The sequence below is a fragment of the Deltaproteobacteria bacterium genome (assembly GCA_018668695.1).
Taxonomy (GTDB): Bacteria; Myxococcota; XYA12-FULL-58-9; order XYA12-FULL-58-9; family JABJBS01; genus JABJBS01.
Map to the genome: position 1 here is coordinate 1 of JABJBS010000357.1, position 16,455 is coordinate 16,455.

At 49.0% G+C, this 16,455-nt stretch carries 13 protein-coding genes; 6 read left to right on the top strand and 7 right to left on the bottom strand.

Translation table 11 applies throughout. The features are described from left to right. Together HOK28_20360 and HOK28_20365 are read right to left on the bottom strand one after the other, a co-directional pair. A partial coding sequence (locus HOK28_20360) for a hypothetical protein (protein ID MBT6435460.1) occupies nucleotides 1-1,185 on the bottom strand: 1,185 nt, incomplete at its 3' end. Between the two features lie 132 nt (nucleotides 1,186-1,317). Continuing rightward, nucleotides 1,318-1,782, bottom strand: a complete 465-nt coding sequence (locus HOK28_20365; protein MBT6435461.1) for a hypothetical protein — start codon at nucleotides 1,780-1,782, stop codon at nucleotides 1,318-1,320. 186 nt (nucleotides 1,783-1,968) lie between these two features. Between HOK28_20365 and HOK28_20370 the strand changes: the two genes are divergently transcribed. Then, nucleotides 1,969-2,655, top strand: coding sequence for a class I SAM-dependent methyltransferase (locus HOK28_20370; GenBank protein ID MBT6435462.1), 687 nt, complete (start codon nucleotides 1,969-1,971; stop codon nucleotides 2,653-2,655). Here the strand turns inward: HOK28_20370 and HOK28_20375 are convergent. Then, on the bottom strand, nucleotides 2,612-3,973 hold the full coding sequence (locus HOK28_20375) for a B12-binding domain-containing radical SAM protein (GenBank protein ID MBT6435463.1): 1,362 nt from the start codon (nucleotides 3,971-3,973) through the stop codon (nucleotides 2,612-2,614). The two genes, HOK28_20370 and HOK28_20375, sit on opposite strands and share 44 nt — an antisense overlap. 129 nt (nucleotides 3,974-4,102) lie before the next feature. Here HOK28_20375 and HOK28_20380 point away from each other — a divergent pair, with 129 nt between their 5' ends. Continuing rightward, nucleotides 4,103-5,137 carry a radical SAM protein gene (locus HOK28_20380; GenBank protein MBT6435464.1) on the top strand — a complete coding sequence of 345 codons (1,035 nt, stop codon included), beginning with the start codon at nucleotides 4,103-4,105 and terminating at the stop codon, nucleotides 5,135-5,137. 600 nt (nucleotides 5,138-5,737) lie between these two features. Here HOK28_20380 and HOK28_20385 read toward each other — a convergent pair. After that, entirely contained in the window at nucleotides 5,738-7,000 is a 1,263-nt protein-coding gene (locus tag HOK28_20385) for a sulfatase-like hydrolase/transferase (GenBank protein ID MBT6435465.1), read from the bottom strand. 210 nt (nucleotides 7,001-7,210) lie between these two features. Between HOK28_20385 and HOK28_20390 the strand changes: the two genes are divergently transcribed. Together HOK28_20390 and HOK28_20395 are read left to right on the top strand one after the other, a co-directional pair. Next, complete coding sequence (locus HOK28_20390) at nucleotides 7,211-8,065, top strand: glycosyltransferase family 2 protein (protein MBT6435466.1); 855 nt, start codon at nucleotides 7,211-7,213, stop codon at nucleotides 8,063-8,065. A 3-nt stretch (nucleotides 8,066-8,068) separates the two neighbouring features. After that, nucleotides 8,069-9,874 (top strand): hypothetical protein, encoded by a 1,806-nt coding sequence (locus HOK28_20395; protein ID MBT6435467.1) that lies wholly within the window; start codon nucleotides 8,069-8,071, stop codon nucleotides 9,872-9,874. Here HOK28_20395 and HOK28_20400 read toward each other — a convergent pair. The 3 genes from HOK28_20400 to HOK28_20410 all read right to left on the bottom strand — a co-directional run bounded on the left by HOK28_20400 (nucleotide 9,871) and on the right by HOK28_20410 (nucleotide 14,157). Further along, nucleotides 9,871-11,457 carry a hypothetical protein gene (locus tag HOK28_20400; GenBank protein ID MBT6435468.1) on the bottom strand — a complete coding sequence of 529 codons (1,587 nt, stop codon included), beginning with the start codon at nucleotides 11,455-11,457 and terminating at the stop codon, nucleotides 9,871-9,873. The two genes, HOK28_20395 and HOK28_20400, sit on opposite strands and share 4 nt — an antisense overlap. 3 nt (nucleotides 11,458-11,460) lie before the next feature. Next, a complete protein-coding gene (gene asnB, locus HOK28_20405) occupies nucleotides 11,461-13,260 on the bottom strand; it encodes an asparagine synthase (glutamine-hydrolyzing) (protein MBT6435469.1) in 1,800 nt (599 codons plus the stop codon). Nucleotides 13,261-13,815: 555 nt separating this feature from the next. Beyond that, nucleotides 13,816-14,157 (bottom strand): hypothetical protein, encoded by a 342-nt coding sequence (locus HOK28_20410; GenBank protein MBT6435470.1) that lies wholly within the window; start codon nucleotides 14,155-14,157, stop codon nucleotides 13,816-13,818. Between the two features lie 421 nt (nucleotides 14,158-14,578). Here HOK28_20410 and HOK28_20415 point away from each other — a divergent pair, with 421 nt between their 5' ends. Together HOK28_20415 and HOK28_20420 are read left to right on the top strand one after the other, a co-directional pair. Then, nucleotides 14,579-15,751: a hypothetical protein gene (locus HOK28_20415; GenBank protein ID MBT6435471.1), complete on the top strand. Its 1,173-nt coding sequence runs from the start codon at nucleotides 14,579-14,581 to the stop codon at nucleotides 15,749-15,751. Between the two features lie 55 nt (nucleotides 15,752-15,806). After that, the coding region (locus tag HOK28_20420; GenBank protein ID MBT6435472.1) for a hypothetical protein at nucleotides 15,807-16,455 on the top strand (649 nt) is incomplete at its 3' end.

A 16,455-nucleotide genomic window follows, 5' to 3' on the forward strand; every position in this document is an offset into this window, starting at 1 on the left:
ATGAGCAAGTAATTCACGAATAGATTCTTCGGTGTCAGTTCGAATGCCAGTGATGAATGTTCCTTGCCGAAAGACTTCTGGATAATGGTCTCTGAGCAGATGAAACGCGTGGACCGCACTGTCTTCGCTATAACGATGCTTATTAAGCCACTCTAGCCCAGCTTCCTGTCGCTCCACACCGACGAGTACATGGCGAAGTCCGGCATCGACCATTTTGCGTAGCGTGCCATTTTTGTGTTGCCGATCAAGTAAGTCATAGCGGATAAATGCCCACCAGCCGAGGTCGTAGCCTCGCTCAATAATGCCATCGCAGAACTTCTGTAGCCATTTGTCGCCAACATTCCAGGTTGCATCCACCCAGAAAAGATAGCGAATACCGTAATCGTTGTAGAGAATATCGACTTCCTCGAGGACCTTTTCCACAGATTTTGATCGGTACCAAGAAGAGCTGGTGATGGTACCATCTTCTTGTTGCTCGTGCTTATTCTCCATGGCGATCCAGGAACAGAAGCTGCATGTATCGACGCAACCTCGCCCTCGCTGGATGGTTGCAGCCTTGGGCCACATAAGCCCGAAAGGCGAATACTTTTTAACCGGCATCAGGTCGAACGCAGGTGGTGGCAGGTCGTCGAGATTGTGGACGACTGGTGCAAGCGGTGTGTGAATCAACTCATTATCTTTACCGCGGTGGACAACGCTACGCAGGTCCTGCTCAGTCCCGCCTTCTCGGCCCACACGAATGAATCGTTCAAAAGCGATTTCTCCTTCGAAGCGAATCACGTAATCAATGGCCTTGCAGGTGTTTAATGACCATTCTGGCTCATGGGTAAAAATGTGCCCACCCGCCACAGTTACGATATCGGGGTCAACTTCTTTAACAACCTCAAAAGCTCGCATCGCATCGTGGGCGTAAACAACTTTTTCACCAATACCGACCACATCGGGTTTGCGTTTAGCAATTTCGGTTTTAAGCGATTCGTATCCAACCTGCTCGACGCAGCAATCCAGAATCTCAACGTCAACAAAGTCAAGCTTGTCGCGTATCCAAGCCGCAAGCGTTGGGTAGTTGAGCGGAATAAGAAAGTTGTCACTCTGGTTAATAATAGGCCAGTAATGATGAGGAGGACGAACAAAGAGAACGCGAATACGTTCTTTGCCTGCGAGCCGCTGAAGAGGAAACGTCATGAAAACCTTATAACCCAGTGGCTCAGGTCTTGCCAATACCTAGCTTACGGACCGAAGTGATTCAACGACACGCAATCGTTGCCTTGTATGAATTATATCAATAGTGCTCGCCTCGTTTCCTAAGAACTTTAGTTAAGAGCGGTAATACACCCAGCTAGACGAGATATTAGGCTCGGGTGGAAAGTTGGTCACCTTGGGCGGTGTTTGCTGGTAATCGATGCAACGCAGTCCAGGCGCTGCGCCTAGGGGGGTCCAACCCGGGTCCCGCTGAACCACCAGCATATGCCCTACGGACTGGTTATGGCGCGAGTAGGCTAGCCCCACACTGGCACCCGCCGGTAGAGATAAAAGCTGCTGATATAGAACTCCCAAGTTATCAAAGCGCGTGCTTTGCACGGCCTCGCCTGCATCAGCAAAGAGAGTCTTAATATCGGCGTCGTTGCCCGTAACCTGCTGCATGGTTTCAGTAGCGCGAAAGAGTTCTTCCACACTCATATTCATAAGCGCAGCGGTCGACACAAAGTAGCAGTTGCTCTGCAAACCATAGGTGTTCACGGTACGACCAATCCACGCAGTGTTATAAAAACCAACGGGCATGACAATCTCCAAGCAAAAAGGTACAGCTTGAATATCGGGTTGGAATAGAAAATGTTGCGTGTGTTTCAGGGCACCTGCAAGATGACGATAAACCTATACCGATCATGCACTTATGGGTTCGCAGATAACATTAAACACGATGAAACAACGGTGGAATGCCGCATCTTGGAGTGTTAGGGTCTGGCCATGCAAAAATTCTCCAAACTCGGGTACCAAAGATGGCAAACAGAACTCTTTCAAGAAGAGTGGTTTGCAAAGGTCTTTGTGCAGGTCATGGGCGCTTTGGCCCGGCCTATTTACAATTGGGCCTGGGAGATTATGCGCGACGATTTACAACACGCCCAAACCATTGGCGATGTTGGCTGCGGCAACGGACTCATGACGCGAAGAGTGGCCTCAGAACTACAAGGCAAGCACTTCCACCTGGTAGAACCTTCCGCCGCTCAGCTTAACGCCGGAACCTCTGTGCGCAAGACCATTGCAAAGCATCACGAAGTTACCGCCCACAACTGCATGGCAGAAGATATTCCCCTGCCCGACCAAAGCCTCGATGTGCTCTACACCACCGGCTCCATCAACCTATGGACCGATCCCGCCCGCGGCCTCATGGAGTGCAAACGCGTGCTCAAACCCGGCGGCACGCTCTGGCTCTTTGATCAGCGCCCCTGCAACACCGTGCCTCTGGCCTTGGATGCTCTATTTAAGAAACGCGTGTTTGGTTTGGGCATTCCCGGCTATCCCGTGCAGCAGGTCATCGACTTTGCTCAAGAGGTTGGTCTTCATAATCCTGTTGTGGTGGAGAATATGTCTCTTTACGGACTGCGCTGGACTATCGAGCCGGAAGCGCCGGAAGAAGTTGTAGAAACCCCTTAAACATTCTGTCCATTTTGATGTCACGCTGCCAAAGATGACGGGCAATCAACGAAGGTCGCAGATAAAACGAGCGCATCAAATCCTTTTGCGCCCGCCCAAGCTCGCCATCCATCTGCCAATTGCCATCGAGTAAATCTTCCGGACGAATCTCAGGATTGCTGCGCACACCCGGACTTCCGGCATACTGCGAGTAGATGCCAAAGCTTGCCACATCTAAGGAGAGCGAACGTGAGAACCTGCCCAATGCTTCGCGGTCCACCGCCGTTTCTCCCGGCAGCCCAATCATAAACAAACCATAGGTGCGTATGCCCGCCTCACGCAGGGTATTCACCGCTTTGCGAATGGTTACCTCCGGACTTTTCTTATCCAATTGGGCCAAGAGATTTTCTTTGGGTGATTCAATGCCTAAGAAAGTGAGATGCAAACCAGCTTTTTGCAACCACTCAAAGGTAGATGGCCACACCATGTCTACCCGGGTTTCGCAAAAGAAACGAACCCTTCCTAAAAGGTTACGATGCTCAAGAGCATGGTAGAGCTTTTCGCCGTAATCCTTCTCCAAAGGAAAGATGCTGTCATAGAGCCCAAAGTGATGAATATCCAAATCCCGTGCGTTACGGGCTATTTCATCTGCCACACTTTCCACTGACCGCTTCCGCACTTTTTTCCAGGCAAAGTTCTGCGCACAAAACCCACAGGAGAAAGGACAACCCCGACTTTGAATAATTCCCAGCGTGGGCTCTGAACGCATCAAAAGCTGCGGACTGGCTCGGTATTGCCGATACGGTAAAAGGTGCCAAGCCGGAAATGGCAAAGCATCCAAATCATGCAGCTGCGGGCGAGGCCGAAAACTCTCGTCACCTTGCAACATCGCACCTGCCGTCCCACTGGCAAAATTGTTTTCTATAAGCTCCACCGTGGTTGCTTCCCCCTCACCCACAATCACAGCATCACATTCAGGAACCTCATTTAAGAACCACTCAGGGAATTCGCTCGGCAACGCATTGCCGGCAAAAAGACGAATCTTTGAAAAGCGTGTGCGAATGGATCGCATCATTTGGCGGGTTGCATAAAAAGCAGGGCCAAGAACCGAAAATCCAACCGCATCTACACCAGTTGTTGCGATAGCGTCCAAAAGGTCTTTTTCGCTGCGGGGAGCGATAACCAAATCTTCAATGGTCACCTTATGCCCTGCCTGCTCCAAGCATGCTGCCACCAACGCAATGCCTCCCGGAGGCGGCGGATACAAAACATTGGTAATACGTAAGTTTTCGGGCCCCAGAGTTTCGCTGGGTGGATTGATCAGAAGCACCTTTGCCATGGGTTCAAGCTTATAGGGGTTTGGGCCAGGCGGTCCAGGGTTTGAGTGCCCATCAGCAAAGCGCAGCGGTCACTTCCTCTGGCCCCCAACCGAAGCAACCCATATACTCAAAGACAACGAAGGACTCCGATGCCCAGGCTCAAACGCGACAGACTCAAACTCATCCAAAGTTATGTCCGCCGAGATCCCGCCAGAGTCCCCGGCCCCAGCGCGCTCATGATTGAAACCACCGTACGCTGTAACCTTCAGTGCCCCATGTGCCCACGCACCGGCGCAAACTACCCGGCGCAAGACCTCCCCGATGACATTCTCTACCCGCTTATTGAAGACCACGCCCGCTTAGGAGGAGACCACATCTATCTCTACGGGCTCGGCGAACCTCTCTTAGACAAACGCATCTTCACCATTCTAGAGGCCTGTCACAGAGCTGGCCTTGATACAATTCTCTCCACCAATGCGACGCTTCTCACCGCCGATAAGCGCGCTAAGCTTATTCAGAGCGACTGCAAGCATCTTCTTGTGGGCATAGATGGAGCCTCCGCCAAAACCTACGAGTATTATCGAAAAGGCGGGATCTACGAGCAGGTGGTAGAGAATGTTAGAGCACTGGCCCAAGAAAACCACGCGGCAAGCTCACCGCTCTATATCACCGTGCAAATGATTCGCATGAAAGAAAACTGGCACGAGCAAAAGCTATTCAACGAACAATGGAACAACGTACCCGGCATCTCCGCCGTGCGCATCAAAGACGAAGACATCGGCCTGCCTGAGCACCGCACCCATGAGCCCGATGGCGACAAGCGCAAAAACCCTTGCCACATCCTCTGGCGAGGGCCCATGGTAGTACGCTACGACGGCACGGTCTTTCCCTGCTACCCCATGGCAGAAAACGCAGCGCCGATTGGTAACCTGAAAGAACAAAACCTCGAGTCTATCTGGCGAGGCGCTGCCATGACAAGGCTCCGTGAAGCACACGCCAACCACAACTACGAAAATCAGCCCACCTGCCAGGTATGCCCCGCTGTGCGCCCAAGATTGCCTCTGGTGATTGGCGCCATGGCACTGCGCGGAACCACCGTTCGTAAACTGATGACCTACACAGAAAAGCTCGCCTCCTCCCGCCCGGAGTTGCTACGAGAGCGAGACAATCGTGACGTGAAGTAAGTAGATTTGGTTCCTGTGAATCCTTTCCACTATTTCCACACACGCCGCCGAGCCAGTATAACTTTCTATTTCGCACCAACATGTTGAGGACCACCGGCGTTTTATTTTGGGAATCATCCGCAAAATCACGCGACTTAACGTCCTCTAATATGCGTAGCCTGCTTAATGGCTACTATAGACAGCTGCCACTTGGGAGTGCCTTACAACAAGCATGGACATCATCTGGTTCTTCCTGCCCACTGCAGGCAACCTACCAACTCACAAAACCAATGCACACAAGCAAACAGGTGGTTACTACCACTCTCTTATTGGAGCCTTCGAATGCTTCATCTTACTCTACCCTCTCCTGAACTTGCTCCTATGCAAGACGCACCACCTCATCGTCGATTCGCAATCTAGATTTCAGCATCGAGCCCTCGCTTTCTCAGCGGCTCTTATCTTAGCTTTTAAAGAGGCATAAAGAATGCCAGCCTAGGCGATTCGCTACTTTCCTGCCTTTAACAAGGTTTCGGAAACCTGTCCCCAAAGGGAGGGATTGATTCTTAAGTTACAAACGAAAGAGGAGAGTTATCGAAACCCCAACCAGTTCACCATTGCGGATTAATTATCACCAATAAACAAACTATTGAACAGCTGCTGCGCTACATCCTGGTTACCATTGCTTTGCCTGGTAGATACAACTTTTCGAGTACTGGAAGTTTGTAATAAGAGTCTTTCACCGAAATAACCCACACGCAGCGGACGTTTACTTTCAGAAAACAAACTTCGCCCCCAATACCCTGGCGGAATGGTTAAATCTTGAAGATGTAAAATCGTCGGGGCCAAATCAATTTGAGAAGCCAACGGTTGCAACGGCAGGGTTGGGAGTTTTCTTGGTGACAAGAAAATAAGCGGTATGCGACATAAAGGGTCCATATCTACTTTTGGCACCTGCGACAAAGTTACCGAAGGAGGACGGCAATGGTCAGCTGTTAGTATGACCAAAATATCATCTGTCCAGTGTTCGCTGTTCTTAAGAGACTCCATAAACACTGCAACATCGTGATCATGATAAAAAAGATAGCTCAAAAGAACCCCAGCTTCGCCCCAGTCACTCAGCCATTCTGGAGGCTTTGGGTAACCCAGCTCCTTATAAAATGGTCGTTTACCTGGATGCGTATCGGTCGTTAACACTGTCGTAAATATCTTTTCATTCTTGTTTTCATCCAAAACCTCAAGAACTTCTCTAAAAACAAAATAATCCGGCACCCCGGCAAAGCTCAGATAGTTGCCCATTGATGGTTGCTTCGCAAAAGTCTCTTTCCCAATAATATTTTGAAACCCCAAGTTGAAAAGAATATTCAACTCGGGCGAATAATACTTGGAGTCGCCACGCACAAAAAATGTTTTAAAACCGTCTTTCACCAATTGACTCGATAGCGATTGCTCATAACCAATGGTTTTAGCTAAAAAGTGATTGGGGTGAGAGGTCAATGTTGCAAGTATGCCTTCTCGTGTTGGGGCGCAACTGGTCCAGTAATTGGTGTGAGCGAATTTACGAACCTCAGCGCCTGCATAAAACGGTGTCAAATCTTCTCTAAGGTGCGGATTATAACCTCCCATTAAATTCAATGAGAGTGACTCAGTGGTAACCAAGATGATTTTCCGAAAAGGCTTTAAACCAAGAGACTCTGGTTGACTGCGTCCAAGCCCCAACGAGAAATCTTCAATAATAGATTCCGCTTCTCCAGGCAGGCCCGTGCTTCTTGTCCAACTGTTATCGCGCGAAAATTGCCGAGAAATCCTGCCCAAAGGATGGTCAGTTAGATACCTTAATCGATCTTGAAGCTCCACTCGCAAAATTTCATCATCTACAATTGGCATGAGACCTTGGAAGTTTCTCTCAACAAGCCAGTAAGGCAACTGCAGAGTTACAATAACCCCACAGACAAAGCCCCATCGTAATAATGAGCCCAGTACAGAAGCTCGCTATAACGAAGCCGCAGAAGGCACCCGCGAAAACAAAAGACTTGTACCTAGTGTATCTCTAACCAACTTGCATCTGTCCGGATTCATGCATAATCTCAGTGAGCTATGACTCAGGCTTCGCATCTTGACCCAGTAACCTCACCCGAGGTGAATACCTCGTATTTGGTTCCGAGCATTTCTCTGATCATACCGGCGCATAATGAAAGTCGGAATCTTCTCGTTAATATTCCTTCCATTCTCAAAGCCGCGAGAGCGCTTTCAATAAAGCAAATCATCGTGGTGAACGACGGCAGCACCGATACCACGAAAGAGGATTTTGACGATTCCAGCCACCCGCTTCTCTCTTTTATCCATCACCCAACCAACCTCGGTCAATCTGCGGCAATCGCAAGCGGCTTAAAACATGTCACGACCAACCACGTAATGTTTCTCGATGGAGACTTCCAAATTGAGCTTGATACCATTCGACGAATGATTCAGTGCTATCAATTGGCAGTTGCTCAAAATCCCAGAAAGCTAACCATCCTTAAGGGACAACGAACTCAACGACCGGCACACAGAGCCCACGAGAATATAATCAGAAAATCAGGCAATCGATTATTACGGCTGTGTACAGGATTAAATATCCCAGACTTTGGCTGCACAACCGCCATCTACCCGAGCAAACTCCTAAGAGAACTCCCTAAGAACCTTCAATACTTTCATAGGTATCTACCCATTATAGCCCGCGCCAATGCACTGCCAACAATGTGTCCATTAGACTTTAAGAATTTTCGCTACCGTGAGATACCAAGGCGATTCGGCCAATCTCACTACCGGGTCACCAAATTTCTAGGTGCTCCCTATCAGGTTCTCCGCATCCTTCAATGGGCTCAAAAATATTCGAAGAGTAATAGAGCTTCTCTTCAAAACTGTCCTCCGCCAAGCTTGCACTCGGTCATCACCAGGCCCAATAAGTAATCTATGTGTGGATTTATTGGACTCATCAGCAAAGCCGTTCCCCGTTCTATAGCGGAAAATGTCTTTAGGACGGTCCTTAATGACCAACCCAATCGCGGGCCCGATAGTGATACCTTTTGGAGCGATGGGACCTGTCATTTAGTTCATCAGCTCATGGCCGTATCAGGCCATAAGGACGAGAATCAGCAACCCCTTCTCTTCGGCGATAACGCCATGGTCTACAATGGCGAATTCTTAAACCTAACCCAGTCCGCCCAAGCGCCAACAAGCTCTCTGGGTCCTCCCGATGGCTGGGAGTTTATTAAGCACTGGCAAGAAAAACCGATAAACCTGGCTGAAGTGTTGGCAAAATCCGTTGGCCCGTTTGCGGGAGCGATTTGGGACGGGCAAACACTTACGCTTTTTCGAGACCATTTTGGGCAAAAGCCTCTATACGTTTATCACCGAAACTCATACATCGTTTTTGCCTCACGTGTAGATTGGCTTGTCGAAACTTTACGAAAATTCGGAATTATCGAACCCGCTATTTCTCAGGACGCCCTCGCCGAATGGTTGATAGATGGATATGTACGGTCACCGGATACGCTTTTCAAGGATATCCAGGCTATTGAACCCGCTCAGCTACGGACCTACCGCCACAACCATTACACTCAATTTACCTACTGGAAGCTCCGCGATTCGTTAAACCCAAGTAGCCAGCAAGTCAGCCTCGACGATATGATGACAACAACCCTCAATACGCATCAGTCTCATACCTACGAAAATCAAACTCAGCTTCTATTAAGCGGCGGCCTAGATTCTTCCTATTTGGGTTCATTCTTCCCCAGTTCAAGTCAGGTCATTGCCCAAAACGTCTCATATTCAATGCCGACGTCAAGCTCCTATGATGAAAGTCGGAAGTCACGCCGAATCGCCAAATCGCTAGGGTTCAAACTGAATGAGACGATTTTAAGCCATGAGGTCTGCGATCTGCACCTGGATGACATTCTGAGTTCCATTGACCATCCATTCATAGACCCATCTATTATCCCCACTTATGCCGCCATGAACGCTGCATCCAAATTGGGTCGTGTCGTTTTCACAGGAGACGGCGCTGACGAATTATTTGCAGGATACGAGACATTCATTGCCCAAAGAGTGCCTACAATGCCGTCACCCATGCATTGCCTTGTAAGTCGTGGCTCGAAGAGTAGGTATTTCTCACTATCAACACGCATCATTCGGCACAGAGCTGCTAGGCATCATACCTTGGTAAACAAGCATAGAATCTGGCTCTCGCCAGACCCGGAATTATCCTCTACTCGAATTCCCGCCGGATCGGCTCAGAGCCAAACAACAGAAGAACTCCTGCAACTCTATATGAATGGCTGGCTTGCAAGCTGCCTGCTGAGAAAACTGGATACCGCCAGTATGGCAAACAACATCGAAGCCAGGAGTCCTTTTCTGGATTGGCGCTGGTGGAATGGCTTCGGGCATCAATGGGAACAAAGAGTTCTAGAATGGGGTCTCAAATTGCCACTGCGTCGTGCCGTTAGCAAACGATTTAATGGCAGTTCATCTTTACGTCTACTCTTTGATAAAAAACATGGGTTTGGCTTTCCTGTGAATTCATACTTTCAATCCTCCCCACGCCGAGAAGAATTATTCTCCTGGGCCAACAACGGACAATCCTTTCTCGCAGAGCAAAATATCATCTCACCAACCGAAATCAGGGAGCTTCATCATCGGCATCCCGGAAGTTACTCCCCGAGAATGCTCTGGGGCTTAACGGTCCTTGGTCATTGGCGCCAAAGACTTGGCCTCAACTAAAACTCAATTCGAAAAACCCCGTTGGCAGCCGCGGCAACCAGACCTCTGCAATCACAATCCCAATTTATCGTGCGCAAGATAGGCCCAGTATTCCACTGCCGAGTGGGAGAAAACGATGACCTCGTAAACTCGTATATAGTTCCAGTGGAATAGGACCATGCATAGAAGCGGTCATTAAAACCACACCCATCACCTGCCAATACTCCACGCAGGCCGGGCTCCGCGTGATAATAGTCCTTTGGCGTTAGGTCTGAGTCATCCAACGCGACTATGGCTCCCGATACAAATTCAGGAACGAGTATCAAACCTTGCGACTTCCAAAATTCGTGTTGATGATAAGGCGAGAAATCCGGCAGATCCACGAATTTGATAACCCGGCGTGTCACCTTATCAAAGATATCAACTCGGCGTTTAAACACATCCTTCATATAACTACGCACCAGCCTATCTGCGCCTTGTGCACTGCACTCCGCTCCGAGAACAAGTGGGAATTGTCTATAAAGGTAGTCATTCACCTTTCCCGTTGCCAACTCGACCTCCGTACAAGATGCCAACCGGTCGTGCGTTATCAAAACCGAGTGCTCGTGATTACCCCAATTCATGTGGAAGACATTGTAGGGCGTCACTTCATCGGAAATAATATCTCGCTTACCGGTAGCCATATTTTGCCGCGATAACGCTCGACTGCTAGAATCCACAAACCACCAAACACCTTCGTTAACCAGGGAATGGTCTGGTAGCTCACCACCCATCTCTTGAACACGGTGGGTCCACTCGCCATTTCTACGTGATGCAAAGGAGGCATACGTGGAACCAAGGTGGGGCGTGGTCACATACTCATCACGGTAACAAAATGTTTCCATCCTTTTGTCAGGAGCAAATTCTGTGACTTCGTCCAACAATGCCACACCGTCTTTTGCTCCTGACCAGATAGGTGGTCCAAACGCACGGACATCCCATAGCGAAGTCACCACCAATGCAAACATCACCACGACCATTTCACGCCTGGTGAAATTGAGCCGAACCGAGAAGAATAAAAGGCAACCGCATAAAACAAAAAATGTGAGGTTTACCCAATGCCAGAGAGGAAGACGATAAATCACAAAAACGGTAAAAATAACGGCAAAGACCTCGGCGTACCTTGGAAATCGTTTATGAAACCCAACACAAAGAAAAGCCATCACCGTAAGCGACATCGACCAAATAGGCACGGCCAAGCCGTGGACCAAAACCAGTGGCATCAACGAAAGGAGCAAAACAAAACTAAGTAATCGAGAAGCTTTAAAGAGGGCGAACATCAAACCGACAATAAACATGCTCCCAAAAAAAATCGTAGAAGCGACAGGTCCTGACTCATCAGCCTCAACCACAAACGCAAGCAACAAACATCCAAGCAATGAAAAAATTATGCCGCGAAGTAACCAACGAGAAGCTGTCTCATGATTAAAGATTCGATAAAGTAGGATCCAAGACCCGCTCAAGACCGTCAGTAAAATCTCTTGCAGCGAGTCTACGCCCAGTAAGCCCCCGAGCCCGAACAGCACCCAACACGAAACTGCTACCACCGCTATCCCTGTACGCACCACTTACCCCTGAATATATTGTTCGTGCCACTCAACAAGATTGCATAAACACCAAAGCAACCGCCCGTAATCCTGTTTATTTGCCAAGTGCAAACCCATGATTTCCTCGACCATCACAGGGTTCAGCCAAGAGAGCTGCCGAACCCGATCTCGGTGCAACATGGATTCCAACCAGGGTCGCCATGGACCTTTGAACCAGCCGCTGTGTGGCATTTCCAACCCCATATTGGTCCTTCTTAGAATCTGTTTGGGAACAAATGGCTCGATGGCTTTTTTTTCCAAAAATCGACGCTCTAACACAGAACGAATACGCCAGCGATGCGGCATAGTACGCATCAAGCGACCAAGCCTTTGGTCCAGCCATGGAAAACGTCCCTCGATGCCATGTGCCATAAAAGTTCGGTCATTCTTCACCATCAGATCACCTACGAGAAAGTGCTCTAGATCGACGGCACTTATTCTGTCTATGTCGGAATGTGCCCGAACTCGGTCAAACGTCTTCTCAAACCAACGCTCGGGTCGTTCGGGCACAAAACCCGGAAAAATTCCTTCTCTATAATTCGGTGGTAGACAATGCCTCCAATGAACATGAGCGGCGCAAACATCCATCTCACAGCCGTCGACGATTCGCCGAGCGACAAAATCAAAGCTCAACTTATGGTGACGAACAGGCAACTGATGAACCAGCCGGGAGACCACTGTCCTTATGGCTCCAGGAACCCAGCGACGGTAACCACTGCGAAAAAGTGCTGCGCCATGAGTTTCATAAGCATTAAATACCTCATCTCCACCCTCCCCAGAAAGCAGAACCTTAACCTCTTGGCTAGCGATATCGGCCAGAATATAACTTGGTATCGCCGCTCCATCCCCCAGCGGCTCATCGAGAGCTTGAACCGTTTCAGACCATCTCTTGAGTACGTCTTCGGGACCAACCGTTATTTCTCGGTGCTGTGCACCCACGTGTTTAGCTACCATCCGCTGGTAAACAGACTCATCGAACGACTTTTCACCCATCCGAATTGAATAGGTTTTCAGTTTCGGGATGTGACGAGCAGCCATACAAACAATACTACTGGTATCAATACCACCAGAGAGCGTCGAACCGATAGGAGCGTCAACATCCACCGCATCCGCCACCGAACGCACCATCGCATCGCGAACCTGCCCAACCGCTTCATCAAACGAGAGATCCGTTACTTCATCGAAATGATGATCTGCAAAACGCCAAGGAGTAAGCTCGTCAATATATAAAATGTGACCAGCTTCGAGTTCCCATATGTTTTCGAATGCGGTTTGCTCACCGGGTATATAAGCCAAAGTTAAAAAATCGGCGAGTCCAGAAATATTAGGCTGAACCGAAATACCTGGCACTTGGACTAACGCCTTTAGTTCAGAACCAAAATATAAAGCGCCTCGATGAATGACGTAAAAAAGTGGTCGGGGCCCATAGAGGTCGCGGGCTAAAAAAGAACGGCCATGAGGGTCAAAAAAGGCGAGTGAAAAGTGCCCGACAAGGTCGCTCACACCGGCCGCACCGTACTTTGAGAGCCACGCAAATACAACTTCTGCATCGGATGAGCTTCGAAATTCATGACCGATTAAACGGGCCCTAAGATCTGCGCCATTTAGCAAGGCACCATTGTAGGCTAGGCAGGCCCCGCTGGGGTCGTTTCTCCGAGACCACGGGAGCGCCGCATCTTCTCGTAAATCAGTGATGGCCAATCGAGCATTGCCTAAGATGGCCGTATCTCGAATGGCTATACCGCTACCATCCGGTCCTCTGTGCGACAGTGCGCGGAGCATGTTCTCAACATCAGTTCGATATTCTCTTAGAGAAGAACGTTCGGACCTTCCATGCTTTGGGTATTGTTCCTGCGGTACTAAAAATATGCCTGTAATACCGCACACAACAATCGTCTTCCATGTGGTTAATATGAACAATCACCCAAACAAGTGCCTAGGTACCGAGGAAAAAAACTATCCAATCGATTCACACCAAAGGCAATGTCTGCAATCAGGTAAACCAGCGATAAACTAAATAAACCCGTGACCGCTTTCCATCAGTGTAGGTAATTCCTCTTCAATGCCATTAAATCAACAAACGCCAACAACTACTAGGCCTATTCCGGATACACAACATCCAAGAAAAAATTGTATAAATATCATGATTTGCACACTGAAAAACTTGTGCTCTCAATAATGGGTTAGCTAAGTAGTCTATGACCGAAACAAGGTCTGTAGCCGCCGGATTAGAGAAACAACAGGCACCGTCCGAACTGAAGAGTTGGTGTTACTCGATTTCCCTGACTAGTCTTACAAATCTAGTGGTATTTTTTTGAAGTGTTCGGCGAAAAAACACTAAGCATCGATGACCAAAACATATCGAATATTCGAGTCTCCACCTTCATTATAACTTTCCAAATACTGCAAAGATTTTTCATGGCTGAGCTTGGCAAATTTTGATGCTGACATATCCTCTTTATTGCAATACCAATTATCATAGGTTGGGCGAACATATCCGTCGCTTTCTAGCTTGTATACATCACCGCCAAAAACAGGCTCCGAAACATACACCCGGCCGGGCTTGCAAGATGTCTCAATTCGAGACGCAAGGTTTACGGAAGGCCCAATGCAGGTGTAATCCATGCGCTGGTCGGTCCCCAAATTACCCACAACCGCTTCACCCTGATGAATACCCATGCACGTAGTTTAAAACTCATTCGTTCATGGTGATAAAATAATACGTTTTACAACTCACCCACCGTTCAGAGCCCAAGCTTTGCTGAAACCCCCGTAAAGCCTTTGAGATCCGTGAACAAAATGGTGACTATTTTGATTTGTGCCTCGTCGTCCATAGCCACCTGCCCCGCCATAATTTCCTGAATCAAAGAAGTCCTGCCCCCACACTGCTCGCGCCAGTAACCCCGTAATCGATGATTTTCGAGATTCGATGGATACGCAACAGCCTATTCTTATGGGGATTTGGCGGGCACTGAACCCAATAGGAGGGCCAACCTATCTACTTCACTCGAAGCCGTGAGTTGGTAATCGCGGCAATCTGGATTATAGTTGAGGCATGCCCTCTCAGAGGACGTGATGCCGTAACTTAAAGGTCGAGAGAATGCTTAGCTCCCACCTGCTCCTACTCACTCTGCCTCTGCTCGCATACGCGTCTTTGTACGTCACCATACGATGTGCTTACTGCTACGACTGGGCGGCCAAACCCATGGCGATGCTTTGGTACTTCTTGCAGAATAAAGCCAATGTAGTGATGTTTGGGCCACCAATTGAGAAAGATGGCACAAGCGTACAAGAGATGCTCAATACCTACGGGAATCTTTTTTATTGGATTATGCTTTACGATGAAGAGCGTATGAAGGCCTATACAAGGGGCCTGCAGGAATTCCCGAAAGACAGAACATTGCTTGATATAGGCACCGGCAAGCATATGCCCTTGGCGCGTCTCGCTCTCGAAAACGGTGCCAAAAAAGTTGTGGCCATCGAAGGCAACCATGCCTCCTACAGCTACGCTAAGAAGCTGAGAGATTCAGATTCAACGCTACAAGATAAGCTCACCCTCATTCATGGGATTTCTCAGGATGTAGAGCTCGACCAATCGTACCAGCTAAACGGATTGGTTCATGAAATTATTGGCACCATTGCCTCCGACGAAGGGTTTCCTAAATTCGTTGCCGACGCGCGTAGGAGGTTTTTGCAACCAAACAGTGTCATCATCCCGCAACGGGTTTCCACACTCGCGGTGCCAGTGCAGGACCCTGCCCCGTTTACAAACTTCTCCGATCGCATCATTTCGACTCTGTTTGGTGGCGAACCCACGATGATTACCACGCCCAACGTTCAGTGCGTCTGTAACCCTCCCCTGCAAGCCGCCGAGGGAAAGCCTATGTATCTGTCGCAGCCGAAAGAATGCGAAAGCTGGTCGGCCACTGAGGAGGGACTCCAGCAAAATAACACCGTCGTCTATCCGGTAGAGCAAGACGGGGTGTACTCTGGATTTTATATGGCGCCCATGGCCGACCTGGGTTCCAAGGGGCAACTTGATGCTCTAACCAACATCACGAGCTGGGGCATTATGTACATACGCACCGTCAACAACCCGGTTTCCGTAAACGCAGGCGATGCCATTCACCTCAGCTTTAAAGTGGACTGCTCCCAAGCGGTTCCCCAATTCCACGTGCAGACATCCATCGAAAACTCGGATGGCTCAACTCAGAACGCAGGTGCCGCCGAGTGGATAGGAACGGGCCTCATCGTGGGTAAGAATCTCTGGTGACTTTCGTGTTCCAGTAATGATTTGACATAACCTTCCGCCTCTTGAATCATAAACCATGCGTTTTACCACACGTCTTATCTATCTAGCATTTAGAAAAGCTCATAAGGCCTTTCTAAGAGATACCCGAGATCCACAGGCCGCAACAAAGCGCTTGTGGGATGATATATGGGACGAGGTAGGAGGTTCGAAGCACTGGCTTGAACATCGCCCTGGCCCATCGCCAAAGCTCGCGGATTTTCCGTTATCCGTTTACAACGACTATAAAGACACCATTGCCGAGAGTTACCGAACCGGTGAGTCCCTCTTAACACGTTCCAAGATTATTTATTGGGGACAGTCCAGTGGTACCACCACCAAAATCCCTAAGGTCTATCCAGTCACGGCGCGTTATCGCCAGCAAATGGAAGCTGTTGGGCAGGCACACACCTATACTTTTTTAACAGAGTTTCCCGATTATTTTTTTGGGAAGGCACTGTTTTTTGTTGCGAATCGTTTGGAGCAAACCGAAGACGATAAATACGAACGCGCTTATATGAGCAATTACGGTATTCGTCAGATGCCGAAATTTTTATTCAATCGCTCTTCAGTCATCCCGCGAAGTATCTATATGACCGCAGACGACGACTTCCACGAATGGGGAGGACTCTACACCGTTGCCGGTGAGATTGAATATACCACCATGATTTTGCCAAGCATCTTTCATG